Source organism: Domibacillus iocasae (assembly GCF_001750285.1).
Lineage (GTDB): Bacteria > Bacillota > Bacilli > Bacillales > Domibacillaceae > Domibacillus > Domibacillus iocasae.
In genome coordinates this window covers 126247-150993 of the sequence record NZ_MAMP01000012.1, presented here as the reverse complement: position 1 = coordinate 150993, position 24747 = coordinate 126247, and the positions used below count along the sequence as shown (strand labels likewise).

26 protein-coding genes and 1 other annotated feature are annotated in these 24747 nt (G+C 41.8%); of the genes, 9 read left to right on the top strand and 17 right to left on the bottom strand.

What is annotated here, in order from left to right:
• Positions 1–727 precede the first annotated feature (727 nt).
• The 3 genes from BA724_RS05260 to BA724_RS05250 all read left to right on the top strand — a co-directional run bounded on the left by BA724_RS05260 (position 728) and on the right by BA724_RS05250 (position 4015).
• Entirely contained in the window at positions 728–1363 is a 636-nt protein-coding gene (locus BA724_RS05260; RefSeq protein WP_069937614.1) for an NUDIX hydrolase, read from the top strand.
• A gap of 31 nt (positions 1364–1394) precedes the next feature.
• Positions 1395–1602, top strand: a binding site (T-box leader).
• A gap of 44 nt (positions 1603–1646) precedes the next feature.
• Complete coding sequence (proB, locus tag BA724_RS05255) at positions 1647–2762, top strand: glutamate 5-kinase (protein ID WP_069937613.1); 1116 nt, start codon at positions 1647–1649, stop codon at positions 2760–2762.
• 11 nt (positions 2763–2773) lie between these two features.
• Positions 2774–4015, top strand: coding sequence for a glutamate-5-semialdehyde dehydrogenase (locus tag BA724_RS05250; RefSeq protein ID WP_069937612.1), 1242 nt, complete (start codon positions 2774–2776; stop codon positions 4013–4015).
• Between the two features lie 33 nt (positions 4016–4048).
• Here BA724_RS05250 and BA724_RS05245 read toward each other — a convergent pair whose 3' ends face one another.
• Positions 4049–4378: a hypothetical protein gene (locus tag BA724_RS05245; protein WP_069937611.1), complete on the bottom strand. Its 330-nt coding sequence runs from the start codon at positions 4376–4378 to the stop codon at positions 4049–4051.
• A 101-nt stretch (positions 4379–4479) separates the two neighbouring features.
• A complete protein-coding gene (locus BA724_RS05240) occupies positions 4480–5046 on the bottom strand; it encodes a hypothetical protein (protein WP_069937610.1) in 567 nt (188 codons plus the stop codon).
• A gap of 619 nt (positions 5047–5665) precedes the next feature.
• Here BA724_RS05240 and yfkAB point away from each other — a divergent pair.
• The 4 genes from yfkAB to BA724_RS05220 are packed head-to-tail and all read left to right on the top strand — an operon-like array spanning position 5666 to position 8981.
• Positions 5666–6793 (top strand): radical SAM/CxCxxxxC motif protein YfkAB, encoded by a 1128-nt coding sequence (yfkAB, locus tag BA724_RS05235; RefSeq protein ID WP_069937609.1) that lies wholly within the window; start codon positions 5666–5668, stop codon positions 6791–6793.
• Complete coding sequence (gene msrA / locus BA724_RS05230; protein WP_069937608.1) at positions 6790–7329, top strand: peptide-methionine (S)-S-oxide reductase MsrA; 540 nt, start codon at positions 6790–6792, stop codon at positions 7327–7329. The genes yfkAB and msrA overlap by 4 nt, the downstream gene beginning before the upstream one ends.
• Positions 7313–8680: an aminotransferase-like domain-containing protein gene (locus BA724_RS05225; protein WP_069937607.1), complete on the top strand. Its 1368-nt coding sequence runs from the start codon at positions 7313–7315 to the stop codon at positions 8678–8680. The genes msrA and BA724_RS05225 overlap by 17 nt, the downstream gene beginning before the upstream one ends.
• A 19-nt stretch (positions 8681–8699) precedes the next feature.
• Complete coding sequence (locus BA724_RS05220; protein WP_069937606.1) at positions 8700–8981, top strand: DUF6509 family protein; 282 nt, start codon at positions 8700–8702, stop codon at positions 8979–8981.
• Positions 8982–9074: 93 nt separating this feature from the next.
• Here BA724_RS05220 and BA724_RS18510 read toward each other — a convergent pair whose 3' ends face one another.
• The 8 genes from BA724_RS18510 to BA724_RS05185 all read right to left on the bottom strand — a co-directional run bounded on the left by BA724_RS18510 (position 9075) and on the right by BA724_RS05185 (position 13830).
• Positions 9075–9212 (bottom strand): hypothetical protein, encoded by a 138-nt coding sequence (locus BA724_RS18510; RefSeq protein WP_169818503.1) that lies wholly within the window; start codon positions 9210–9212, stop codon positions 9075–9077.
• A gap of 113 nt (positions 9213–9325) precedes the next feature.
• The gene (locus BA724_RS05215; RefSeq protein ID WP_069937605.1) at positions 9326–9730 is read right to left on the bottom strand and encodes a sporulation protein; all 405 of its coding nucleotides are present in this window, start codon (positions 9728–9730) and stop codon (positions 9326–9328) included.
• Positions 9731–9853: 123 nt separating this feature from the next.
• Complete coding sequence (locus BA724_RS05210; RefSeq protein ID WP_083256082.1) at positions 9854–10486, bottom strand: metal-dependent hydrolase; 633 nt, start codon at positions 10484–10486, stop codon at positions 9854–9856.
• Positions 10487–10540: 54 nt separating this feature from the next.
• Positions 10541–10846, bottom strand: a complete 306-nt coding sequence (locus tag BA724_RS05205; protein WP_069937604.1) for a hypothetical protein — start codon at positions 10844–10846, stop codon at positions 10541–10543.
• A gap of 142 nt (positions 10847–10988) precedes the next feature.
• Positions 10989–11339: a hypothetical protein gene (locus BA724_RS05200; protein ID WP_069937603.1), complete on the bottom strand. Its 351-nt coding sequence runs from the start codon at positions 11337–11339 to the stop codon at positions 10989–10991.
• Between the two features lie 222 nt (positions 11340–11561).
• The gene (cspD, locus tag BA724_RS05195) at positions 11562–11762 is read right to left on the bottom strand and encodes a cold-shock protein CspD (RefSeq protein WP_046176144.1); all 201 of its coding nucleotides are present in this window, start codon (positions 11760–11762) and stop codon (positions 11562–11564) included.
• A 148-nt stretch (positions 11763–11910) separates the two neighbouring features.
• Complete coding sequence (locus tag BA724_RS05190) at positions 11911–12393, bottom strand: hypothetical protein (protein ID WP_069937602.1); 483 nt, start codon at positions 12391–12393, stop codon at positions 11911–11913.
• A gap of 60 nt (positions 12394–12453) precedes the next feature.
• A complete protein-coding gene (locus BA724_RS05185) occupies positions 12454–13830 on the bottom strand; it encodes an aldehyde dehydrogenase (RefSeq protein ID WP_069937859.1) in 1377 nt (458 codons plus the stop codon).
• Positions 13831–13940: 110 nt separating this feature from the next.
• Here BA724_RS05185 and BA724_RS05180 point away from each other — a divergent pair, with 110 nt between their 5' ends.
• The gene (locus tag BA724_RS05180) at positions 13941–14537 is read left to right on the top strand and encodes a YitT family protein (RefSeq protein ID WP_245676153.1); all 597 of its coding nucleotides are present in this window, start codon (positions 13941–13943) and stop codon (positions 14535–14537) included.
• Between the two features lie 20 nt (positions 14538–14557).
• On the opposite strand, the gene BA724_RS05175 is transcribed toward BA724_RS05180, so the two are convergent.
• Positions 14558–15571, bottom strand: a complete 1014-nt coding sequence (locus tag BA724_RS05175) for a metal ABC transporter solute-binding protein, Zn/Mn family (RefSeq protein ID WP_069937600.1) — start codon at positions 15569–15571, stop codon at positions 14558–14560.
• 115 nt (positions 15572–15686) lie between these two features.
• Complete coding sequence (gene map / locus BA724_RS05170; RefSeq protein WP_069937599.1) at positions 15687–16430, bottom strand: type I methionyl aminopeptidase; 744 nt, start codon at positions 16428–16430, stop codon at positions 15687–15689.
• 157 nt (positions 16431–16587) lie between these two features.
• On the opposite strand from map, the gene BA724_RS05165 reads away from it, so the two are divergent.
• A complete protein-coding gene (locus tag BA724_RS05165; RefSeq protein ID WP_069937598.1) occupies positions 16588–17211 on the top strand; it encodes an HAD hydrolase-like protein in 624 nt (207 codons plus the stop codon).
• Between the two features lie 80 nt (positions 17212–17291).
• Here BA724_RS05165 and BA724_RS05160 read toward each other — a convergent pair whose 3' ends face one another.
• From BA724_RS05160 to parE, 5 genes are all read right to left on the bottom strand, one after another.
• On the bottom strand, positions 17292–18491 hold the full coding sequence (locus BA724_RS05160; RefSeq protein ID WP_069937597.1) for an MFS transporter: 1200 nt from the start codon (positions 18489–18491) through the stop codon (positions 17292–17294).
• 17 nt (positions 18492–18508) lie between these two features.
• Positions 18509–19381 carry a TetR/AcrR family transcriptional regulator gene (locus BA724_RS05155; RefSeq protein ID WP_069937596.1) on the bottom strand — a complete coding sequence of 291 codons (873 nt, stop codon included), beginning with the start codon at positions 19379–19381 and terminating at the stop codon, positions 18509–18511.
• 138 nt (positions 19382–19519) lie between these two features.
• Complete coding sequence (mscL, locus tag BA724_RS05150) at positions 19520–19897, bottom strand: large conductance mechanosensitive channel protein MscL (RefSeq protein WP_069937595.1); 378 nt, start codon at positions 19895–19897, stop codon at positions 19520–19522.
• A gap of 446 nt (positions 19898–20343) precedes the next feature.
• Positions 20344–22764, bottom strand: a complete 2421-nt coding sequence (gene parC / locus BA724_RS05145) for a DNA topoisomerase IV subunit A (RefSeq protein WP_069937594.1) — start codon at positions 22762–22764, stop codon at positions 20344–20346.
• Positions 22765–22767: 3 nt separating this feature from the next.
• Complete coding sequence (gene parE / locus BA724_RS05140; protein WP_069937593.1) at positions 22768–24744, bottom strand: DNA topoisomerase IV subunit B; 1977 nt, start codon at positions 24742–24744, stop codon at positions 22768–22770.
• Positions 24745–24747 lie beyond the last annotated feature (3 nt).

Sequence of the window (24747 nt, the reverse complement as noted above, 5' to 3'; positions counted from 1 at the left end):
TAAAATCAATTTTTTTCACCATCTACTTTAGTTACTTATTATAAATACAAATAAAGCGCTATTTTTAAAAGCAGAAGACTAAATTTCTTTTTTTAAATATTTTCATCACTTCTTTTAGCATGATGATTTAATGAATACAAGCTTGTTTACTCAAGGCTGGTACATTTTATCAATTGTTATTACATAGTTATTCAGCCTATTGTTGCCGTTATTCTTCCAAAAAAATAGCTGAGCAAAAGAGAATTTTATATGCTCATATTTGCCGGATTCCTATAAAGTGAAGACTGGCCTGTTTTACCTATTAGCCCTAGGTAAAAAAAACAAAGTTAATTACCTGAAATATTATTATTTTCATCAGGTGTTTTATTGAAAAGCAACTGTTGACTTTGTCTAGAATCTAAGATCATAATTTTTGATGTTTTTATTTTTATTTTTTGAATTTTGCACATTGTTAATAAAGTTAGTTTCAGCTACAAAATTTCTATTTAAGCTACTGAAAATCTAGATTTTTACCCAAGAAACTGGCAGTTAATGAATTCAATTAAGTCACTGACCATGCAAATTCAGAAAAACCATATCAAGAAAAGAATTGAATAACAGCTGATCAAAAACTATAAAAAGTGTGTATACATTATAAGTTATCATAGATCCCTTCCTCTCACCGTATCCGACTTTTTTAAATCATGTAAATCTACTATAATAAAAGAAAAAATCTGGAGCTGGTTGCATGAATATTGATGAACTAAAATTCCTTTTTTCACATCGAACCCCTGATATACTGGGCAGTGAAAATCTCTCTAAATTTTCATTACTGCTTCCGCTCGTTCAAAAAGAAGATGGCCTTCATGTTTTATTTGAAGTCCGCTCCCTGTTTATGCGGCGGCAGCCCGGTGAAATTTGTTTTCCCGGCGGTAAAATAGATCTTGAGGATCCAGATCCTGAATTTGCGGCAATTCGGGAAGCGCGCGAAGAACTTGGCGTTCCGGAAGAGAATATTCACCTTCTTTTCCCTCTCGACTTTATGCTCTCTCCGTTCGGTACCATTATTTATGCCTATGCAGGACTGGTTGACTTGTCCGAAATAAATTTGAACGAGGCTGAAGTCGATGAAATATTTACCGTGCCGCTTGATTTTTTATTGAAAGCAGATCCCGATATTCACTACGTTCAACTGCGTCCTGAGCCGGAAGAAAATTTCCCATTTCATTTAATTGCCCGCGGTAAAGATTACAACTGGCAGACAAAATCAATGGAGGAATATTTTTATTTCTATGAAAACCGAATCATCTGGGGATTAACCGCCCGAATTCTTAAACATTTTCTTGATGTGATCCGGGAACACCCACCTGCTCTTGACAAATAGTCAGAATATACGATAATAAAGTAGAATATTGATAAAATGATGGGATCAGTAAATGACATGTATCCGTATCAGAGAAGGGGTTCACTGGCTGAAAGACCCCCGCGGAAAGCACCATTGAACCTGCCCTAGTAAACATTGCTTATGAAAACATAAGCCGGTTTTTCCCCGTTACAGATGCAAAGTGGGCGCAGTTTTGCGTCAAAAAAGGTGGTACCACGGAAAGCATACCCGTCCTTTATGGACGATTCGGTGTGCTTTTTTTATTGAAAAGGAATGAATACTTATGAAAAAACAACGTATTGTCGTGAAAATCGGCAGCAGTTCGTTAACAGATGACATCGGAAACATCGTCGACGAAAAGATTGCGGATCACACATCGGCTATCGCGGCCATGAAACAGCAGGGGCATGAAGTCATTGTCGTTTCATCCGGTGCGGTGGCAGCCGGCTTCCGGGCCCTCGGTTACCCATCCCGCCCGAAAGTAATGGCTGCCCGCCAGGCATCTGCCGCCGTCGGGCAAAGTTTATTAATTCAGCGCTATATTTCCCACTTGTCACCAAAAGGCATAACTGCTGCGCAAATGCTTTTGACAAAAGGTGATTTTTACTCAAAAGGACGGTTTCAAAATTTTTATACATCGATGACCGAACTTTTAAATCGCGGTGCGGTACCGATTATTAATGAAAATGACTCCATTTCAATTGAAGAGTTGACTTATGGAGACAATGATATGCTGTCGGCGCTCGTCAGCGGTTTTTTGCAGGCAGATGGGCTCGTTATTTTAACTGATATTAACGGTCTTTATGACAGCAATCCGAAAACAAATCCAGGTGCGAAGCGGTTTAATTTTGTCCCCATTATTTCAGACGAGATGCTCGAAGCAGCCGGCGGAAGCGGCTCATCAGTTGGCACCGGCGGTATGAAATCGAAGCTGCTCGCAGCAGATAAAGCCCAATCTCTTGGTGTTTCGGTTTTTATCGGCAATGGATTTGGCGAGCGCAAGCTTCTTGATATTCTCGAAGGCAAAGGCGATGGGACGTATATCGGAGCACCGATGCAACAGCATATGCAGCGAAAAAAGCAGTGGCTCGCCCACCACGCTAAACCATCTGGAATGATTGCCGTTGATGCCGGAGCAGAAAAAGCCATTCTAAAAGGCGGGAAAAGTCTCCTTCCTGTTGGCATCATCGCTGTCAACGGTTTATTCGACGCACTGGATGTAGTAGACGTTCGCAATACAAACGGCGATCTTCTCGGACGCGGACAAGTTTTTTATTCCTCTATTGATCTTGAAAAAGTGAAAGGGCTGCCGGGTCCTGAAGCAAAAGCGTATTCCATTAACGAACGGGCGGAAGTGATTCATCGTGATAACTGGGTCACATTAAAAAATAAAGGCTAGGAGTGGAAAAAATGAATGAACTTTTACAAAAAGCGACGCTTTTAAAACAAGCATCTTTCGATATAGCGATGAAATCCACGAAAGAAAAAAATGATGCGCTTCTGCTTATTGCAGATGCTTTGATTGAACAAACACCCGCTATTTTAACTGCTAATGAGCAGGATATGGCTGCCGGACGCGCAGCTGGTTTTACCGATTCTTTGCTTGATCGCCTCCAGCTGACGGAAGAACGCATTTCTGCAATCGCAGATGCTGTTCGCCAGCTGACAAAATTAGATGATCCGATTGGCGAAGTTGTTGAAGCATGGACAACCGAACACGGCCTGAATATTGAAACAATCCGCGTACCGCTTGGAGTTGTTGGCATGGTGTATGAAGCTCGTCCAAATGTGACCGTAGACGCTGCTACACTTTGTTTAAAAGCAGGCAATGCCGTATTATTACGCGGAAGCACATCCGCTCTTCATTCCAATAAAGCGCTGACTGCTGTTATGAAGCAGGCCCTTGATCAATCATCACTTCCAACAGACGCGCTCCAGCTTTTAGAGGATACAAGCCGGGCGACTGCATCAGAAATGTTTAAGCTAAATGATTATTTAGACGTGCTCATTCCACGCGGGGGCGCTGGATTAATTCAATCTGTTATCGAACAGTCTACTGTTCCTGTTCTTGAGACAGGCGTTGGCAATTGCCATATTTTTATCGATGAATCGGCCGAAAAAGAAATGGCCATAAACATTGCATTAAATGCAAAAACGCACCGTCCATCTGTGTGCAATGCAGCGGAAAGCCTTTTGATCCACCGTGATTGGCCGTACCAGCAGGAATTAATGTCCGTCCTTCAGGCTGCTGGTGTAGAAGTGCGGGGAGATGAAGAGTTAACCCGTTTGTATAATAACATCATTCCTGCTTCTGAAGAAGACTGGGGACAGGAATACTTAGCAATGACACTATCTGCTAGGCTCGTTGGAGATACGCGGGAAGCCGTTTCTCATATAAACCGCTACGGTACAAAGCATTCCGAAGCGATCGTAACAGAAAATGATGAGCATGCGGATTTATTCTTCCGAGGCATTGATGCGGCCGTTTTATACCGAAATGCTTCTACTCGTTTTACAGACGGGGAACAATTCGGCTATGGCGCTGAAATTGGCATTAGTACGCAAAAGCTTCATGCCCGCGGCCCAATGGGATTAAAAGCGATCACAACCGTAAAGTCACTCGTACGGGGTTCGGGACAAATACGGCATTAAAAAAGCGTGTGGGAATTATTTCCCACACGCTTTTTACATAAACGCTTTATCAATATAGTTGCTTTTTTTTAAGATCAAACCGTCTTGGATAAGCGATTCCCAAAGCACTCGATCCAGTGCGTAAGGTGACTGGTTCTGAAGCTGCCTTAATGTTTGTTTATTTAAAACAAAAGAGTGAGAAAAACCATCAATTATAAAAAAACCAGATACATTCTCTGATTGCTCTTCCCAGTTGAATAAAAGTATAGTGTCATTGTCCCAATCCGTCAGCTGTTTTTCCATGCAGTTAATAACATGAAAAAAAAAGCTTTCCTGATCCATTACTTTGGCTAAATAACCACGCAGCATTCCAGATGTATTCATGCCTGCATCCCCCTAAGCCCTTTACGTATAGTTTTTTATTCCCATTTTCCGATCTTTTAAACGAAAAAAGCGCATCAATACACGATACGCCTTGTTATCTTTTATTTTACCTCATTAATAACGAGCTGTTCGCCGTTTTCCGCATAAACGAATGTTACACTAGCCCCGGCTTCCATCGCTTCAAATTTCTCCATCATCTCACTGCCGGCTTCTACTTGATATGCATTTGGAACACCGTCTACTTCAATTTCAACGGTATGTGGATCGGCCAGGCCATTGAATGTACCAGTTGCTTCTGTCCCTTCAACCGATGATTCTTCTGTTTCTTTTTCAATGCTCTCTTGTACATCATTCGCGCCTTCTTCGACTGTTTCACCCATGTCAGCTGCTTCTTCTTCGACTGCATCTGCCGCTTCTCCAAGGCTGTCCTGAGCATCTTGTGTTGCTTCATCTACTTCTTCAGCAGCATTTTCTGTTGATTCCGATCCGCTGCCAGCTGCATCTTCAGCCGTTTGTTCTGCTTCTTGTGTTTCTTCTGTTTCTGCCGGTACTGTCGTTTCTTCTACTGTATCTTCTTCAGGTGCCGCATTTTCAGAATCTGATGAACAGCCGGCAAGCAATCCCCCAGCAAGTATTGCAGCACCTATCAAGCCTGTTACCTTCTTCATTATGTACTTCCTCCTTACATGTTGTTATCCCACATCATACTTGTTTTTTCTTTTGAAGAAAAGCAATATGGCAAAAACGAACAAGAAATGAATGATTTTCACTATTTCGAAGGTCCTGCCAGTCAAGGTGGGTCAGGTCGATATGTTTTTTGAAATGGTGCAAAAATAGAGTCAATCTGTCCTTGGAACCTGAACGGGGTCATGCTTAACAGTTTGCTTGTTTTATCAACATAAAGCCATATTCTTTTGCGTTCAGTTCGGTAAATTAAGACACTAACTCTTTTTTTGACCATTCAAACACCTCTTCCATGTTTTAAGGAATAAATTTTTCTCCTATTTTTATTCTACGAAATGAATATGAATAATATGTGAATATTTTCTATAGAATTGTAAATTCTCGGCTGTTGACAAACGCTCGCTTTCGGCGTTACTTTCCGTGCGTGAATGCTCATGATCCCCAAAAAGGCACTCCACTTCCCACCCAGCGGTATTTTTAGAGCGACAACTGTTTTCAATCAGTCTGCTTTCTAGCTTTGTCTACAGTCTGATTCATCTTTCTTTTTTCATTTCCTTTAAAAAGCGGTATAATAACTTGTTGAAAGATAAAGAGGTGTTTTGAATGAAAAAAATGATTTCGCCTGCATTTGATCCGTGGGAAAGTTACATAGATATCGATCAGGTCGGTGATGCCAGGCTGTCCAATATTGAGTTTACAACGACGACGCTTTGTAATATGCGATGCGAGCATTGTGCGGTCGGTTATACGCTGCAAACGAAAGATCCTGATGCGTTGCCTCTGTCGCTCTTGTTATCGCGCCTTGACGAAATCCCGGATCTCCGTGCATTAAGCATTACAGGCGGCGAACCAATGCTGTCAAAAAAATCGGTTCAGCAGTACGTACGACCGCTTTTACAATATGCATACGGTCGCGGTGTCTACACGCAAATGAATTCCAATTTAACGATTGACGCCAGGCGTTATGAAGACATTGCTCCTTACCTTGATGTCCTTCACATTTCTCACAACTGGGGCACTGTTGATGATTTTGTGGAAGCCGGGTTTGCCAATATGGATCGAAAACCATCCTATAGCCAGCGAGAACAATTATTTAACCGGATGATTGAAAATAGCCGGATTTTGTCGGAAGCAGGTGTGATGGTATCAGCTGAAACGATGCTGAATAAGCGGACACTGCCTCACCTTACACACATTCATCAGCAAATTGTCAGCGAAATGAAATGTGCCCGCCATGAAGTTCATCCGATGTACCCGAGTGATTTCGCCAGCGCACTTGAATCTTTAAGCCTTGATGAAACACGTGAGGCCATCCATCAGCTTCTTGATGTGCGCGATCCGAATGTGTGGATGCTCTTTGGAACGCTGCCGTTTTTTGCATGCAGCCCGGATGAACGGGATCGTGAGCTTGTCTTCCGTCTGCAAAATGAACGACTCGTGACAGTCCGTAATGATCCCGATGGCCGTTCACGCTTAAATGTAAATATTTTTTCCGGCGATGTGATTGTAACAGATTTTGCCGATGCTCCGTCTCTCGGCAATATTCAAACCAATACGCTGCAAGAATCCTTTGACATCTGGAACCGGTCTCCCCTTGCAAAAGAAATTGACTGTCATTGTTCATCAGTTCGGTGTCTTGGTCCAAATTTGCTCGTTAAAAAGGCGTACTATCCTAATGCAGACTTTACACAACGAAAAGCATTTGCAGAAAGAAAGGAAGTTCAGCGATGAAAAAAGAAACAGCGGTATTCGCTGGCGGCTGCTTTTGGTGCATGGTAAAACCGTTTGACCAATGGAATGGCGTTGAATCGGTTATCTCTGGTTATACAGGCGGTCATATTGAAGACCCAACGTATGAGCAAGTAAAAGCCGGCAGCACCGGACACAAGGAAGCGGTCGAAATAACATATGATGCCGATGTTATTTCCTACCATCAAATCCTCGATATTTACTGGCAGCAAATTGACCCGACTGATGATGAAGGGCAGTTTCAGGATCGCGGTGATTCATACCGTGCTGTTATTTTTTATACAACACCTGATCAGAAAAAAGCGGCAGAGCGTTCAAAACAAAAGCTGTCGGACAGCAGGTTATTTAAGAAGACCGTCGTTACCCCAATTTTGCCGGCGGGCCCTTTTTATCCGGCAGAGGATTATCACCAGAATTTTTATTACACTCACAAGCAAGAATATGAAGAAGACCGGCAACAGTCCGGACGGGATGAATTTTTAACCAGGCACTGGATGAATCATGAAGAAAAGCGTTAAAACAGATACAGTCGCTGGCTGGATTAAAGAACAAATCGCTCTTGGAAAGTGGACCCCTGGCATGAAAATTCCGAGCCAGCGTGTTTTGGCAGAAGATTTTTCTGTTAATCGAAGCACGATTGTGGCCGCACTTGAACAGTTAAAGAAAGATGGGATTATTGAAGGGGTCATGGGGAAAGGTACAATTGTGGCTAACGATACATGGTCGCTTCTTGCTTCATTGCCTTCTGTCGATAAAACAGCGCCCCATAAAGCCGCTTCCGGCATTATTGATTTAAGCAAGGGAGAGCTTGCAGAAGATGTATTTCCAGAAAATTATTTAAATGAGGTGCTCAGCCGGCTGTCGGGAAAAATCAATTCGCTTGGGTATGAAGAACGAAGCGGGTATGAACCGCTTCGTGAAGCGATTGCCGACTATATGACAAGGCAGGGAACCCCTGTTGCGCCATCGTCTATTTTAATTGTTTCCGGTGCGATGCAAGGCTTGCAATTAATCGCTTCCGGCCTGCTTGCGCACGGTTCATCTATTTTGCTTGAAAAACCTTCTTATTTGTACTCGATTCATACCTTTCAATCACTGGGCATGTCACTTCAGGGCATTCAAATGGATACTGATGGGCTGCTGGCGGAATCATTGCAAACCGTCTGGAACGCCGGGCAAAATGGAGCACTTTATACCATTCCATGTTTTCATAATCCGACCGGCATTTTAATGAGTGAAACAAGAAGAAAAGAGATCCTTGCTTATTGCAATTCAAATCGGCTGCCTATTATTGAAGATGACATTTACCGTGACTTATGGCTGGATGCGCCGCCGCCGCCTTCTCTTAAATCAATGGACAGTTCAGGAAATGTTCTTTATATTGGCAGCTTGTCGAAAACGTTAAGCCCTGGTCTTCGTATCGGCTGGATTGCCGGTTCTGATTCGGTTGTTGAGCGATTATCCAATGTAAAAATGCAGGCCGATTATGGAACGAGTTCTTTATCACAGCGCGTGGCGGCTGAATGGCTTGGTGGAGGTCTTTATGAACACCACCTTAAATATGTCCGTCAAGAATTACTAAAACGACGTAAGGCAGCCTCTGCTTCACTGCAACGGCACTTGTCAGATGTCGCAGAATGGACGATACCAAGCGGCGGATTTTTTATTTGGCTCCGTCTGAATCAAAACATTTCATTAAAAGAATTATATACAGAAGCATTAAATGAAGGTATTTTATTTCATCCGGGCAGTATTTATACAGAAGGGACGTCACGCGCAATCCGATTATCTTTTGGATATGCCCGCCCTGATCAATTTGAAGAAGGAATTAAACGGATGAAGAAATGGATTATTGCATTATCTAAATAAGCAGAGGAGGAAACAAAACATGATAATTACAGACCATACACTCGAGAAAATGGATGATCCATTTGGTATTTTAGAAGGAGACCGGTATGAGTACCACCTTTTTGCAGCTGTTGACAAGGAAGATGAATTGTATTCACCAGAAGGCCTTTACATCCGGGTGTTGTACGCGGTAACAGAATCTGAACAAAAAATAGCCGGCTTATTTTTGCATAACCGTGCAGATGACAGTGTACTGGATTTTGAACTTGAAGAAGATGAAATCGAACTCGTCCGTGAATACTGCGCTGCCCATTTAAAATAAGCACATGTAAACCCCGTCCGCAATATTTTCGCTGACGGGGTTTTTAAATGGCACCTTTAATAGCTGTTTGCGTAACAATCAGTCCTTTCTTGTTTAAATGGCTTTTTGAATATACAATTCAATTTGTTCTTCTGTTAAATTATGCATAAACCGATAAAATGGAATACTTTTCATTCCAAAACCCTCACACATTTGTTTGTAATATTCATAAGCTTCCCGATGCAATTCCATTTTGCCCATCCCTTTCTGTTATATAACAATTTTTATTTTATGAAATTAATATATAACAGAAAACTTACTTTGTCAAACATTTTCAAATAAAAAAAGCAGAAAAAATTCTGCTTTTACTGAACGATTATTTGGTCTTCATCTTCCGGATCAACTGCTTGATCAACAAACACTTTTGTCCGGATATACCACTTATGCTTATCATTTGTTTTTGGACTGTTCTCAGGCAATTTTATTGAAAATGGAATCGTTTCCTTCTCTCCTGATTTTATGTTTCGGTTTAATTCAATATTCACTTCTTCTATGTGTTTATCGTGCCAGGAAAAATCACTGTATTCTTGTACTTCTTCGTATTGTAAATAAAGCAGGACTTGAATCTTTTCAATTGGCTCATCTGCCTGCCCGCCTTCTAGAAGAATCCGCCCCTTTACTGTTTCACCTGGTGCAGCGGTCTGTTTTTCCAAGATCGTATCTACTTTTACACTATCGATGCCAATACTCGAAAAAAACTCTTTCCACATAAATAAATCCTCCTTTTGTTTTTTAATTTATTCCCTAATTTTTTATGTTTATGACTTTATTTAGAACTTTTAGTTTGATTTTTGCACATAATGTATTAGGATTAAGATTTTTATATATTCAACTTAAAATTCTTTTTTCCACAGCGGATAAAAAAACTTAGTTCCTTTTTTATTGGCCGGAAGCATTTTCATATCAGCCAATAAATGGGACATATAGCTTAAAACTAGAACGGTAAGAAGGCCGTCGATTGGGTAAACCCGCTCAATTTCAGCCGCGACGAAATAAAAAAACAAGATCCCAATAATTGAATGCGTCCATGTTCGGTGTGAAACGAGTGAAGCAAATAAAATGAAAAGTCCTATGTACATAATCCAGCTTTCATTTATATACCAGCCTGTGTAGAGAACGAGCGCTCCTGTTAAAAAAAGCATCATTCTCTGTTTAATGAACAGCCTTGGCAAAAGCAGTAAACCAACACTGAGAATAAATCCCGATGCTTGTTTCATCCCAAATAACATAAAATAGCTGTAAAGCGCCAGCAATAAACCGGCTACTGTAAAAAATAAAACAAGCCATTTTTTTTCAATAGTAATCTTGTTGGCAAGCTTTCCGTTTACATCAAGGTCTGGAACCAAAGCAGTGACAGCACCAATACAGACAAAAAGTGCCGTATTTATTGGAGGTGATTGCGTCCACACTGCTACACCAATTCCAGTCGCTGCGCCAATCATCATATGTGAAGTTCCTTTCAACATCCTCAATCCTTTCTTCTTCACGCAAAAAGCCGCCCAATCAAAGGCGGCTGTACATCATTCTGCATTTTCAATCGCACGGAGCATCCAATCTTGTACAGCTTCAATATGTTCCGCTGAAATTTCCATTTCACATAAAACCGCACCTCTGCCGATCATTTTCAACACGGGTACAATTGCGGGTTTTTTGGGGTTGTATGAGTATACAACGGTATCCAGATGTTTTAACGGTATACGGGTATTCGTTATCATTCCTGTGCTTTTTAAGTATCCGTCTTCTATTTTAACGCTATTTTTTTTCCAGCAATATGATAATTCTGTCACAACCGCTGCTGCCTGACTTTCTGTAAAGATTGCCGCCATGATTGATAACCCCTTTTTTATTCATCGTAACTACTATAAAATAACAGCTTCTCTTTCATTTGTAAACAAGCTTCTTTAAGTTTACATAATTAAATTATCGTTTATATATTAAAATCCAAAAAAAAACGGAGCTAGGTCCGTTTTAAATAACTTTTGCTTTAATATACACTTTCGGATTTTGCGCTTTTACAGCTTTAATAAGACGATCCGGGTTACGCAATATAAAAAAGTAGGATACATTTGAGCGGGTATAAACCGCTACTCGCTCTTTTTTTACATACGGACGAACAATATATTTTTCAAAAAAAGACGCATTCTTTGACATTTCATCCATTTCAAACACTTCAATAATTTCGTTCGTGGGAATAGATGTCTCCAGGTCGCCTGTTTTCACAACGAGTACGCCTTCTTCCACTTTATGACCTGGCACTAACCGGCTCGCTATTACCATTCCGACAACAACAATAACCGCTGCTGCAGCAACATAGATCATAATCATCCTCCTGATCTTTCTTCATTCATTTATTGACCATCCCTTATTTTACTCGTTTTTTTCGAAAAAACACTTGTTTTCAACATGAAAATATTGTTTTTTTGTGACAAATAATTGATTAATCATTGACAGCGTTTGCAAATTATGCATTCTCAAAATAAGAGAGATAAAAATGAAAAACAGGTGAAGCGTCAGCTTCACCTGTTATGGTTTTAATCAGAATTAGTGTTTTTCTACGTTAGCAGCTTGTGGGCCACGTGGTCCTTCAACCACTTCAAATGTCACGTTTTGGCCTTCTTCAAGTGATTTGTAGCCTTCGCCTTGAATAGCTGAGAAATGAACGAATACATCGTCCTGTCCTTCAACTTCGATAAAACCGAAGCCTTTTTCTGCATTAAACCATTTCACTTTACCTTCTAGCATGTTATGTCCTCCCATGCGCTTGATGCGCAAATCTTTTCTTGCTGTTTGCTACTATTTCAAGATGAAACACATAATGTGATTCGTTTGAAACGAACGAACAACTGTCTTTACTATATCATCTTTTTTTTTTGCATGCAACCGCAATCTCTCAATTTTTCTCAATTCCCAATTTTCTCGCAATACGTAAAAGGTGTGCCGGAATGTCCCATTTTATTGTACGATCCGGGTAGATCCACATACGAATGATATCCAATTTATCAAGACCGGTCTCCAGTTTTGAGACCACCCATTTCATGCGGTCAAGACCCGGATTCGCCATAATAAACAGGCTTGGATTTTCGGCTTCTCCCTGCGCACGAATCAATTTTTCGATTTGATCCCCTGTGTTTCCGCGCAGCTGTGTGTTATCATACACCATACCTTCCTGCTGGCGTTTCCCGCGTGATCCTTTACACTTTATATAAGCGTTCCATTCTTGTTTGTCTGCGACAAGGTCATGTCCGCCAGATGCTGCTTCTATTTGAACAGTCCAGCCATGTTTTATGAAATAATCCGTCACCGCTTCTATTACTTCTTCTTGTGTTAACACAAATTCATCTGGTACTTTTAGTCGGTCAAGGCTGATCGGCACGTATTCTCCCTCCCGTTCTTCTTTATATATACATTCCACTTCAAAGACTTGTTTCCCTGCCTACCGTAAGACTTTCCGGATAATATTTACACGGTCTTCATACGGAGGATAAAGAAAGTTTGACAGAAACGACGATTTTTTACGCAAAATGCTTTTTTTATGTGAAAAAAGCTCGAAACTTGCTTTTCCATGATATGCATTCATCCCCGAAGGCCCAACACCGCCAAATGGCAGATGCGGACTTGATACATGAACAAGCGTATCGTTAATGCTTGCTCCACCAAATTGGATTGAAGAGATCACTTTTTCTTCCATCGCTTTTTCTTTCGTGAAAACGTAAAGAGCAAGGGCTTTCGGCAGCTTTTTCACCCGCTTTATGGCCTGATCTAGTTCTGTATAAGAGAGCACTGGCAAAATCGGACCGAAAATTTCCTCTTCCATTAAGGCATCATCCCAGCCAGTTTCGACAATCGTCGGCGCTATAAATAAATCTTTCTGGTCTGTTTCGCCGCCCTTTATGAGAGTGCCGGCTGTTTTAGACAGCATTGCCTGCAACCGGTCAAATTGCTGTTCATTCACAACACGTCCAAAATCCGAGCTGCTCTGTGGATTTTGCCCATAAAAATCATATACAGCGAGTGTTAATTCTTTTAAAAAGGATTCTTTCACATTTTGATGGATGAGAACGTAATCCGGTGCAATACATGTCTGGCCGGCATTGGAGAATTTTCCCCAGGCAATGCGGCGGGCTGCCTGCTTTAAATCAGCGGAATAATCAACAAACACGGGACTCTTTCCACCCAACTCCAATGTCACAGGGGTTAATTGCCTGGCTGCCGCTCCCATAACGACTTTTGCCGTTTTGGCACTTCCTGTAAAAAAGATATAATCGAATGGTGCCTCGAGCAAAGCGGTGACGGTTTCTTTTCCGCCTTCCTGCACACCGATAAACGCTGGATCAAACGTTTCTTCGATTAGTACCTTTAATAGAGATGATGTATGAGGCGTACTTTCTGACGGCTTAACAATTGCTGTATTGCCTGCCGCTATCGCACCGATAAGCGGTTCAATGACAAGCTGAAACGGATAATTAAATGGCCCAATAATAAGAACGCTGCCGTATGGTTCCGGCAGGATATAGCTTTCCGCCGGCTGTTGATGTACAGGGGTTTTCACTTTCTCAGCAGCCGCCCATTCCGGTAAATGCCGTATCATGAAACGGATGCTCTCATACAAAAAAGCGATTTCCGTTGTATACGCTTCAAATTTATTTTTTCTTAAATCAAGATAAAGCGCTTTGATTATTTGGTCTTCACGTTCCTTAATTGCTTGTTTTAATTCTTTTAACCGGTTAATTCGCCACTCAACGCTGCGAGTCGTGCCCGAATCAAAAAATTCCTGCTGTGCATGGATCATTTCAGTGACGTTCACGTTCATCATCTCCACTATGTATTTCCTTTATTTTAACAGTCGTGAAATAGAGCGTCAAAAATGCCCCTTCATTTTCAATGTTAAATACGTTATGATGACAAATAGAGGTGACGTTCGTGAAAGTATGGTTTTGGACAGCCGGTGCTTGTCTTCAGGCAGCCGCGATGTCGATTTTTTTATTTCCACATGCCATTTCATCCGGCGGGGCAGCCGGCATCAGTATTATGATGAATCATCTATTCCATACCCCCTATGCAGCATCGATCTGGGGTGTTAATGCTGTGATGATTGTGCTGGCGTTTAAATGTCTCGGCTTGAAAACAGCCGCCGGTACCATGTATTGCGTGACCATTGCAGCGATGGTTATTGACTTTTTAATGCCTTTTTTCCTGTTTCCCTTAGGAAGAATTTGGACAGACCTTCCAGCCGGCGCGCTTTTTTTCGGCATCGGGCTTGGCATTTTGTTTAAATCAGGTGCTTCCTCCGGCGGAATGGATATCGCTGCCTTAATTCTGTCAAAATGGCGCAATTGGCCGCCCGGCCGGTCTCTTTTTTATATGAATACAACGATCTTAATTGCGACCGGACTTGTTGTCGATATAAAAACGATTCTTTATGCGATTGTTTGTCAATGGATTGCATCACGCGTTATTGATTTTATTCAGTCCTTTCCTGTCAATAGCATGCGCAAAAAGCCGCTTCCGAAGCAATAGCTTCAGGAAAGCGGCTTTTCTTATTCGTTCATCGCAGTCTTAAGAGTCTCGATATTTTGTTTCATAATTGACATATAATCTTCCCCGGCCGCTAGATCCTCTTCTGTTAATGTAGCTAAGTTATGAAGGCGTAGAGACTCAGCTCCAATTTCCTTTTGGATCACTTCCGCAATTTTCGGTGTAATATTTTGCTCAAAAATCACGTAGCGGATGCCATGTTCCACCGCTGTATCAGCCAATTCTTTCAATTCTTTCTGGGACGGTTCATCCGTCGGTGATAGTCCGGCTACACTAAGCTGTTCAATGCCGTATGACTTTTCCCAATAACCATAAGCTGCATGAGAGACAAGAATCTCTTTATGCGCTGCTGCATCCGCCATTGCGTGAAAATCTTTATCAAGCTGCTCAAGTTCTTTGCTGAGCGTTTCGTAATTTTCAGTGTATAACGCTTCTTCATCAGGATTTAGTGCCACAAGCTCATTTTTGACCACTTCGGCCATTTGCCCTGCTAACAATGGGTCAATCCAAATATGGGGATCAACGCCACCGTGATCGTGGTTATCTTCTTCCGCTTCATGATCATGCTCTTCCTCAGTATGCTCTTCTTCAGTGTGTGTTTCCTCACCCGTTTCTTCTGTTCCATGCTCGTGTTCATGGGCTGCTTCGATATCTACTTTTTCTCCAACACTGACCATTTTAACATCTTCTGCTGAAAGGGTTTCTTCCACTTTCTCTACAAACGGCTCAAGTCCAAGACCGTTAGACAAAAACAAATCGGCTTCTGCAAGATCCAGCATCGTTTTCGACGTAGGCTCGTATGTATGTTCATCCGCCCCTGCCGGTACCATGCTTTCCACTTCTACTGTGTCACCGCCAATTCGTTCTGTAAAATATTCAAGCGGATAAATGGTCGTGTACACTGTTACTGCATTATCGCCTGATGATTCTGCTTCATTCGATGCTTCCTTTTCATTGTTATTGCACGCTGCAAGTGCCAATGACAGGCTTGCAGCTGCTAATGTCCATTTTTTCACGTTTATGTCCTCCAAAATTGATTGTACTTCTTATAATATAGTAATCATTACGATTTGTAAACAGTAATTGTTACGATTTAAACAAGCATCCACCAAAATGGTGAATGCTTGTTGATTATTTTGTTAAAATAATTGGCTCATCTCTCGTAACCACAACAGTATGCTCAATTTGTGCTACACGGCTGCCATCCGGTGTTTTAAACGTCCAGCCATCACCTGATTCTTTGATCATATCTGCTTTTTCAGAAATGAAGGGTTCAAAAGCAATGACCATTCCTTCCTTTAAAAGAGCATTATCCCACGGATCAAAATAATTCAAAATATGGTCCGGCGCTTCATGAAGTGATTTACCTATACCGTGCCCTGTTAAATTTTTAATGACAGAAAAACCATTGCGCCGCGCTTCGTTTGCTACCGCTTTCCCGATTTGATTTTGCTTAGTGCCTGCTTTAATTTTCAGCAAACCCCGTTCAAAAGCTTGTTCAGCCGCTTCACACAGCTTTGTTAAAACAGGTTCTCCTTCGCCTATAACAAACGAAATACCGGTATCTGCAAAGTAGCCATCCAATGAGCCAGAAACGTCGATATTGACAAGATCTCCTTCTTGAATGACACGGCCGCCGGGAATGCCATGAGCGACCTCGTCGTTGACACTAATACATGTAAAACCTGGGAAGTCATATTCGCCTTTTGGCCCTGATACCGCCCCATGCTCTGCAAACAAGCGGCCGCCAAGTTCATCGATTTCTTTTGTTGTAATGCCGGGCTTCGTAAAACTGCGCATTTCATCCCGAATAACAGCGACAATTTTGCCGATTTTTTTTAATGCCTGAAGTTCTTCATCAGTTTTTACAATCATTATGTCCATTCCTTCACTTTTAATTTTCCATTACTCATTATAGCAGAATGTTAAGATTGTGTTGAAATTTTGTGTTTTCCATGTTTGACACAGCTTTCTGGTGATAAAATAGTATTATACATGAGCCAACGCTTTCCCAACCGAAGGAGTGATTTTGATGATAAAATGTGTCATATTTGATTTTGATGGCACCATTTCTGATTCTATTCAAGTGTTTGTAAAAGCATACAACGATTTTGCTGAAAAAGAAGGCTACAATCAAGTTGCCGTTGAAGAACTCGATGATTTAAAGAAAATGAGTATTCCTGAACGCTGCCGCCATTTAAATTTCCCGATGCGCAGCATCCCATTTGCCGCTCCGAAACTGTACCGTTTTATACGCGAATCAAAAGCCTCTCTTCCGCTGTTCCCCGGCATTAAACAAATGCTTGATGAACTAAGCAGCCGTGGTATTCATATTGCCATTATTTCATCTAATGCAACAGATATCATTGATCATTGTTTAAAGTCGAATGGGGTTGATTATGTCCATGACATTTTATCGTCCAAATACATTTTCAGCAAAGATAAAATGATCAAAAAGTTATTAAAACAATACGATTATTCACAGGAAGAGGTTTTTTATGTCGGTGATGAGCAGCGCGACATTGATGCTTGTGCAAAAACAGGGCTTCGTGCCGTTTGGGCTTCGTGGGGATATGATCATGAGTCTCTTATCTCCGGCGAAACCTCAAAAGCAGCTGTACCGGATGACGTCGTTGATTTTGCCTTAAGAGCATAATGAAAAGCCCCCGCTTTTGATTACGCGGGGGTTTTTCCATTTAAAAGACATAAATACAGTGTGGGTTCGCGTCCGGGTTTTTAGTGCACCGAACTAGGGACGTTCTGACGCTTTCTCCCTCTTGCCCAGCGAATACAAATCATCAGCGTAACGACAATAATGATCGCACCAAAAATATACGGAAGCCCCATGTTGACATCAAATAACATGCCAGCAAGTGCAGGACCGATCATATTTCCAATACTCATGTAGGCGTTATTCATGCCGGCAGCAAACCCCTGCTCATTACCGGCCATTTTCGAAATAATTGTGTTGATGGCTGGACGTAATAAGGACGCTGCAGTAAAGAACACTGCCGAAATAAGCAATACCGATATAAAACCAGTCGCAAACAAAATGCTGATCATCGATAGAGCCGCAACAACAAGCATTGTATTCATAACCCCTACTTCCCCAAAACGCTCTAACACTCGATCGAGCACAAAGGCCTGTACGATAACGCCAACCAAACCGCCCACAACCATCAAAATAGAAATATCCGATGGGCTGAAGCCGAATTTTTGATCTGTAAACAAACTAATTGTTGCTTGGTAGTTCGCAAGCCCGAATGACAATGTGAACATCATAACGAGCAGAATAAAATAAGGCTTTTTCATGGAAAGAGCCAGCTGCTTTACAAGCGAGTCTCTTTGTTTTGACCGTGTTTTTGCTTCTTCTTTTACCGGTTCTTTCAAAAAGAATACGGACATGACCGCTGCGATTAACGCAACTGTTCCAGCAATGATAAAAGGAGCACGCAAGCCGAATGCAGCTAAAAATCCGCCGACGCCTGGTCCAACAACGAAGCCGAAAGACATTGCTGCCCCAAGGCGGCCCATTCCTTTTGCGCGCGTTTCCACTGTCGTAATATCCGCCACAAATGCCATCATTGATGGAATCATAAATGCCCCACCAATACCACCGATCATACGCGATACATATAATAGCGCTAAATGATTAGAAAATGCGAACAAAAATTGAGCAAGTGAAAACAAAATAAGACCGAAAATGATCGATTTTTTCCGTCCGTACCGGTCTGATAAATCCCCAGCAAGCGGTGAAAATAAAAACTGGGCAAACGCAAATGTCGCAATAAGAAAGCCGAATGTTTTCCCGCCTGCCCCAAACTCATGAATGATCGTCGGCATAATTGGGATAACAAGCCCAATTCCAGTCATGACGATAAACATGTTCATCATTAAAATTAATAGCGGAAATTGCTGTATTTGCTGTCTTGACATGTAAATCCTTCTTTCTTTTATAGATGAATCGTCTCAGGCATTTTTTGTACAGCCTGTTCTAATTCTTCCGCAGCTAATTTCATTGATGGAATGCCTTTTAAATTAAACAGCATTCCATTTAAAATCGCTTCACGTGGTTTTAATTCCAGCAATTCTTTTTCCAAAATAGCAATTGAATCAATGGCAATAGCGGGGACCTCTTCTCGTGCAGTGAGTTCTTTTAACTTTTTAATAAAATGAAGCGGATGGTGGGCTGCGGTTCGATTCGGCCCCTCTAGTTTGTCCAAATACGAACTAAAAAAAGGTTCCGGATTTTGATCAATCATCCATTTGGCGGAAGTATCGATCTGCTGAAACAAATAAAAAGCCAGCAGGTCAAAATCATACCGTGACTCTTTTTCAACAATTTCCCTTAAATATGAAATCATAAGCCCTTTTAGGGAAGCCGTTAAGTCAGCTGCAAAAGGACGAATTTCATCTCCATATATGTCAATAATCCGCTGCTCCGTCCTTTTCATTAAATAAAGATTTTCGCGGCGGACGAACTCATTTAAAGACGAATTCTCAAGACCGCGAATTTCTTTCAGCTGCATCATAAAAAATTCTTGAAATGCACAATAATGCCGCGTGCGGATCGCGATTTCACGGATGAAATCTTCTTGAAGGCTATCCGCTTCTTCTTTTGCCGCAGCGATTTGATCGTGAAGCATTTGGTAATAATACGTAAATATATCGGAAAGCAATGCTTCCTTTGACTTAAAATGTGTATATAAGCTGCCTTTTGATAAACTGCACACATCGGCAATTTGCTGCATCGATGTTTGATGAAAGCTCGTTTTTGAAAACAACTTCATAGCTGCCAGTAAAATTTTTTTCTTTGTCTCATTCATTCTTCAACACCAACCGAACAGTTTTTTATTTGACCACTAAGTCAATCATAGCATACACATAGATAGAATACACGAAAATTGTTTCGTCTATCGAAATAAAAACAAAAAAAGCACCCGGACATTTGTCCGGGCAAACATTTATAGCTTTTGGGATTTTAACAGGTCACGAATTTCCGTCAATAATTCTTCTTCTTTTGTCAAAGAAGGAGGAGCTTCTTCTTTTTTCTCGCGCGTATACATTTTGTTAAATAATCTAATAAATAAAAAGATAGAAAACGCAATAATAACAAAATCAATAACGGTCTGAATAAACACTCCGTATTTTACAACTGCGTTACCAAATGTAAAGGACAAACCTGAAAAATCAACCCCGCCGACTAATAGACCAATCAACGGCATAATAATATCTCCCACAAGTGATGAAACAATCTTGCCAAATGCTGCACCAAGAATGACCCCGACAGCCAGGTCAATAACGTTGCCGCGCATAGCAAACTCCTTAAACTCTTTCAGCATCTTTTTACCTTCCTTTTTCTTTTTACTATATCACTAAAGCTTACCTGAAAAACATTCCAGCGATAACAACAAGCTACTTTTCATGAAAGGAGTCCTTCTCTTCCTTCGTGCGACGATTCGACTTTTGTTCGGATTTAAAGAGTTTTATAAACAACGTGATGAAAAAAACAGGAACCGTGTAAACGAATATATACAGCAATCCGGCTATCCATTGCATACTCTTTCCTCCTCTTCAAAATATAACCTTCATCTTCTTATTATATTAGGTTGTTTTCTTTTTTTGTACTATTTTGAATTTTTCACATAATGCATTAAAAATATTGTTATTGCCTGCTTCTTTTATCTTTATTCTTTTCGGCTAAGACCTGAGTATCTCACTTCACCAATATTTTCGATAGGGTCTAAATGGAAAAAGCTTCACGTCATTTCGACCGTGAAGCTTTTTTTTATTCTGATTCTTTTTCAGTGAGAAGAAGCATTTGAACCGCTCCTTGTTCTTTTTCATCGACAACGAAAGAACCGTTCGAGTAGCGGTCTACTTTCTTTAAAGCATTCACATTTATTTTTACATCAGCGCCTTTTTTCATGCGCACGTAATAATCACGGCTCTCATCCAGGCGTGCTGCACCAATGATGCGATGTGGGTTTGTTTTCAATTCCCTTACTAGTACGACGCCCCGCTTAGCACGTGACGTTCGTTCAAATTGATCAAATCCGCCGCGCTTCGCGGATCCGCGATTCGTTACCGCAATGAAATGAGCGCCTTCTGTGCTTGATGTGATCACAGCGACTGTATAATCATTTTCTTTTAAACTATTGCCTTTTACCCCGGCGGCACGTGGGCCGACAACCGGTACTTCTTCTTCTGCAAACCGCAGCCCATAACCATAATGGGTGATCATCAGAACGTCGCTGCCGCCGTCTGTTAAGGCTGCCGCACACACCTCATCATCGCCTTTGACGTTCATTGCAGTTAACGGACGTGAGTAGCGCTGCACGTTAAACTGTGCAAGCTCGGTTCGTTTGATCATGCCGCTTTTTGTCGCAAGCAAAATAAATTGCCGTGTTGAAAAATCGCGGACTGAAAATGCTGCGATGATTGATTCATCTTTAAATCCACTGACAATGCCTGATGCGTGCTGTCCGGCTTCTTTCCAGCGAATGTCCGGCAATTCATGCACAGGCAAATGTAAATAGCTGCCTTTATTCGTAAACACGAGCAGGACATCGGTCGTGTTCATTTCCTGCTTAAATAAAAGACCGTCAGACTCTTTCATAGCGGGCAGGCCGCCAGATGCCGAATATGAACGCAGGCCGGTCCGTTTAATGTATCCTTCACGTGTGACGGAAACGAGAACATCTTCACTTGGGATCATCGCTTTTTGGTCAATTTTAATTTCCTGAATTTCTGCTTCGATGACTGTTCGGCGCTCTGTCGCATACATTTTTTTCATGTCTTTCAACTCGCGTTTGATGACAGATTCAAGCTTTTTGGCACTTTCTAAAATCGCCTGCAGCTGCCCAATCGTTTTTTCAAGCTCAGCAGATTCTTTTTTAAGCGCTGTTATGTCCGTATTCGTCAAACGGTAAAGCTGGAGGGTAACGATCGCTTCTGCCTGTTCTTCCGTAAATTCAAACTGCTCTACCAGCCGATTTTTTGCGTCCTGTTTATCTTTTGATGAGCGAATGCAGGCAATAACCTCATCTAAAATCGATAAAGCTTTCATAAGCCCTGCCACAATATGGTGCCGGGCTTTTGCTTTTTCAAGATCATAAGCGGACCGGTTTGTCACGACCTCTTTCCGATGTTCGATGTATGCGTCAAGCAAACGGTGAAGCCCCATTAAAACCGGCCGCTTGTTGTAAATGGCGACCATATTAAAATTATAAGCTACCTGCAAATCTGTCGCTTTATATAAATAATTCAAAATAAGTTCAGCATCTGCTTCTTTTTTCAAATCAATGACCACACGAAGACCGGTCCGATCTGTTTCATCACGAACCTCAGCAATGCTGTCCAGTTTTCGGTCGACACGTAAATCATCCATTTTCTTTACAAGTGATGCTTTATTAATTTCATACGGTATTTCCGTAATGACGATACGCTGGCGTCCGCCACGCACTTCTTCAATCTCTGCCTTGCCGCGAATGATAATTTTCCCTTTTCCGGTCTTATACGCTTTTTCAATGCCGTCAATTCCTTGAATAATGCCGCCCGTTGGAAAGTCGGGTCCAGATAATACAGTCATTAAGTCTTCAACCGTACATTCTGGTTTTTCCATTCGCATGATTACGGCATCAATGACTTCATCGAGCCGGTGCGGTGGAATTTCAGTCGCATACCCCGCCGAGATTCCTGTTGACCCATTCACAAGTAAATTCGGAAACCTCGCTGGCAAAACAACAGGTTCGTTTGTCGTTTCATCAAAGTTCGGAATAAAATCAACCGTTCTTTTTTCAATATCCGTTAATAATTCGCCGGCGATGGCGGACAGTCTTGTTTCTGTATACCGCATGGCAGCAGGCGGATCGCCATCGACTGATCCGTTATTGCCATGCATTTCAATAAGCGGTGTCCGCATTTTCCAGCTTTGGCTTAACCGGACCATCGCGTCATAAACAGATGAATCACCGTGAGGATGGTAATTACCAATAACGTTCCCAACGGTTTTTGCCGCTTTTCGAAACGGCTTTTGGTGCGTATTGCCTTCTGTATGCATTGAAAATAAAATCCGGCGCTGCACCGGCTTTAATCCATCCCGTGCATCCGGAAGCGCCCGTTCTTGAATAATGTATTTACTATACCGGCCAAATCGGTCGCCAATGACGTCCTCAAGCGGCAATTCTTGAATATGTTCCTTTTCCACTGCTTATTCCTCCCTGCTGCCGGACAACTGCTCGTTTTCTAAGAGCGCCGCTTCTTCTTCCAACCCGAACGCAACGTTTGATTCAATCCACTTTCTGCGTGGTTCAACTTTATCCCCCATTAGAACAGTGACCCGCCGCTCTGCGCGCGCTGCATCATCAATCGTCACACGAATCAGTGTTCTCGTTTCAGGGTCCATCGTTGTTTCCCACAATTGATCCGCGTTCATTTCACCCAGCCCTTTATAGCGCTGAATAGTTGTGCCTTTGCCCATTTTTTTCAGCAAAACATCCAGCTCCCGCTCTGTCCAAACATATTCGGCCACTTCTTTTTTCCCTGTTCCCTTTGACACTTTAAAAAGCGGCGGCATGGCAATATATATTTTACCGCTGTCAATAAGCGGCTTCATATATCGATAGAAAAAGGTAAGAAGCAAAACTTGAATATGGGCTCCATCTGTATCAGCATCGGTCATAATAATCACTTTGTCGTAATTAGCGTCACCCACAACACAATCCGGACCTACACCCGCACCGATCGCATGAATAATTGTATTAATTTCTTCATTTTTAAAAATATCGGCAAGCTTGGCTTTTTCGGTATTGATTACTTTCCCACGCAGTGGCAATACCGCCTGGAATTTCCGATCGCGCCCCTGCTTTGCGGAGCCGCCGGCTGAATCACCTTCGACCAGATACAGCTCATTTCGTTCCGGGTTGCGTGACTGGGCCGGTGTCAGTTTTCCTGACAAAATGGATTCTCCCTTTTTGCGCTTTTTTCCGTTACGGGCGTCTTCACGTGCTTTACGGGCTGCTTCACGCGCTTGTGCAGCTTTTACTGCTTTTTTTATGAGCAGGGCACTTACATCCGGGTTTTCCTCCAGGAAATAAAGTAATTTTTCCGATACGATTTGATCAACAGCGGATCGGGCTTCTCCTGTTCCGAGTTTTCCTTTTGTCTGTCCTTCAAACTGCAAAAGGTGTTCTGGCACCCGAACAGAAACAATAGCGGTCAGCCCTTCCCGAATATCGGTTCCTTCTAAGTTTTTATCTTTTTCTTTTATTAAATTGCTTTTACGAGCATATTCATTGAATGTACGCGTCATGGCCGCCCGCGCGCCTGCTTCATGCGTACCGCCGTCTTTTGTGCGGACGTTATTGACAAACGACAGGACATTTTCAGAAAAACCATCGTTAAACTGAAACGCAAATTCCGCTTCAATTTCGTTTTGAGTACCTTCAAAAAAAGCAACGGGATGAAGCGTATCTTTTTCTTCATTTAAATATTTAACGAATTCTTCTATGCCGTTTTCAAAAAAATATTCTTCTTTTTGTTCACGGTCTTTTCGTTTATCTTCAAGTGTAATTTTTAAGCCTTTTAATAAAAAAGCTGATTCCCTCAACCGTTCACTTAACGTGTCGAACTGAAAAACAGTTGTCGAGAAAATCGTTTCATCCGGCTTAAAGTAAATTTGTGTACCGGTTGATTTCGCTTTTCCTTTTTTCTCAAGCGTTGTAACCGCCTTTCCACCATGTTCAAAACGCTGTTCATACTGAAATCCCTCCCGCCAAATCGTGACAATTAACGACTCTGACAAAGCATTCACAACAGAAGCTCCAACCCCATGTAAGCCGCCGCTCGTTTTATAGCCGCCCTGGCCAAACTTTCCGCCGGCGTGAAGAACCGTCAAAATTACTTCTGTTGTTGGTTTGCCTGTTCGATGCATTCCAGTCGGCATGCCCCGTCCGTAGTCACGAACACTAATTGCATTGTCTTCATGAATAATCACGTTGATCTCAGTTCCGTGTCCGCCAAGCGCTTCATCGACCGAGTTGTCAACGATTTCATACACTAAATGGTGAAGCCCACGGCCATCTGTTGATCCTATATACATCCCCGGACGTTTTCGAACAGCTTCAAGCCCTTCGAGAATCTGGATAGAGTCATCATTGTATACTGATTTTTTTGTTGCATCCGCCATGAA

Coding starts and splice junctions, on each gene's coding strand:
- cspD (WP_046176144.1), bottom strand. CDS start 11,762: ATGCTAGAAGGTAAAGTGAAATGGTTTAATGCAGAAAAAGGCTTCGGT.
- BA724_RS05210 (WP_083256082.1), bottom strand. CDS start 10,486: ATGTTGAAAGGAACTTCACATATGATGATTGGCGCAGCGACTGGAATT.
- map (WP_069937599.1), bottom strand. CDS start 16,430: ATGATTGTAAAAACTGATGAAGAACTTCAGGCATTAAAAAAAATCGGC.
- mscL (WP_069937595.1), bottom strand. CDS start 19,897: ATGCTGAAAGAGTTTAAGGAGTTTGCTATGCGCGGCAACGTTATTGAC.
- msrA (WP_069937608.1), top strand. CDS start 6,790: ATGAAAAAAGAAACAGCGGTATTCGCTGGCGGCTGCTTTTGGTGCATG.
- BA724_RS05205 (WP_069937604.1), bottom strand. CDS start 10,846: ATGGCGGCAATCTTTACAGAAAGTCAGGCAGCAGCGGTTGTGACAGAA.
- BA724_RS05165 (WP_069937598.1), top strand. CDS start 16,588: ATGATAAAATGTGTCATATTTGATTTTGATGGCACCATTTCTGATTCT.
- BA724_RS05155 (WP_069937596.1), bottom strand. CDS start 19,381: ATGAATGAGACAAAGAAAAAAATTTTACTGGCAGCTATGAAGTTGTTT.
- BA724_RS05260 (WP_069937614.1), top strand. CDS start 728: ATGAATATTGATGAACTAAAATTCCTTTTTTCACATCGAACCCCTGAT.
- BA724_RS05160 (WP_069937597.1), bottom strand. CDS start 18,491: ATGTCAAGACAGCAAATACAGCAATTTCCGCTATTAATTTTAATGATG.
- proB (WP_069937613.1), top strand. CDS start 1,647: ATGAAAAAACAACGTATTGTCGTGAAAATCGGCAGCAGTTCGTTAACA.
- parE (WP_069937593.1), bottom strand. CDS start 24,744: ATGGCGGATGCAACAAAAAAATCAGTATACAATGATGACTCTATCCAG.
- BA724_RS18510 (WP_169818503.1), bottom strand. CDS start 9,212: ATGGAATTGCATCGGGAAGCTTATGAATATTACAAACAAATGTGTGAG.
- BA724_RS05250 (WP_069937612.1), top strand. CDS start 2,774: ATGAATGAACTTTTACAAAAAGCGACGCTTTTAAAACAAGCATCTTTC.
- yfkAB (WP_069937609.1), top strand. CDS start 5,666: ATGAAAAAAATGATTTCGCCTGCATTTGATCCGTGGGAAAGTTACATA.
- BA724_RS05245 (WP_069937611.1), bottom strand. CDS start 4,378: ATGAATACATCTGGAATGCTGCGTGGTTATTTAGCCAAAGTAATGGAT.
- BA724_RS05185 (WP_069937859.1), bottom strand. CDS start 13,830: ATGAACGTGAACGTCACTGAAATGATCCATGCACAGCAGGAATTTTTT.
- BA724_RS05200 (WP_069937603.1), bottom strand. CDS start 11,339: ATGATCTATGTTGCTGCAGCAGCGGTTATTGTTGTTGTCGGAATGGTA.
- BA724_RS05225 (WP_069937607.1), top strand. CDS start 7,313: ATGAAGAAAAGCGTTAAAACAGATACAGTCGCTGGCTGGATTAAAGAA.
- BA724_RS05220 (WP_069937606.1), top strand. CDS start 8,700: ATGATAATTACAGACCATACACTCGAGAAAATGGATGATCCATTTGGT.
- BA724_RS05215 (WP_069937605.1), bottom strand. CDS start 9,730: ATGTGGAAAGAGTTTTTTTCGAGTATTGGCATCGATAGTGTAAAAGTA.
- BA724_RS05240 (WP_069937610.1), bottom strand. CDS start 5,046: ATGAAGAAGGTAACAGGCTTGATAGGTGCTGCAATACTTGCTGGGGGA.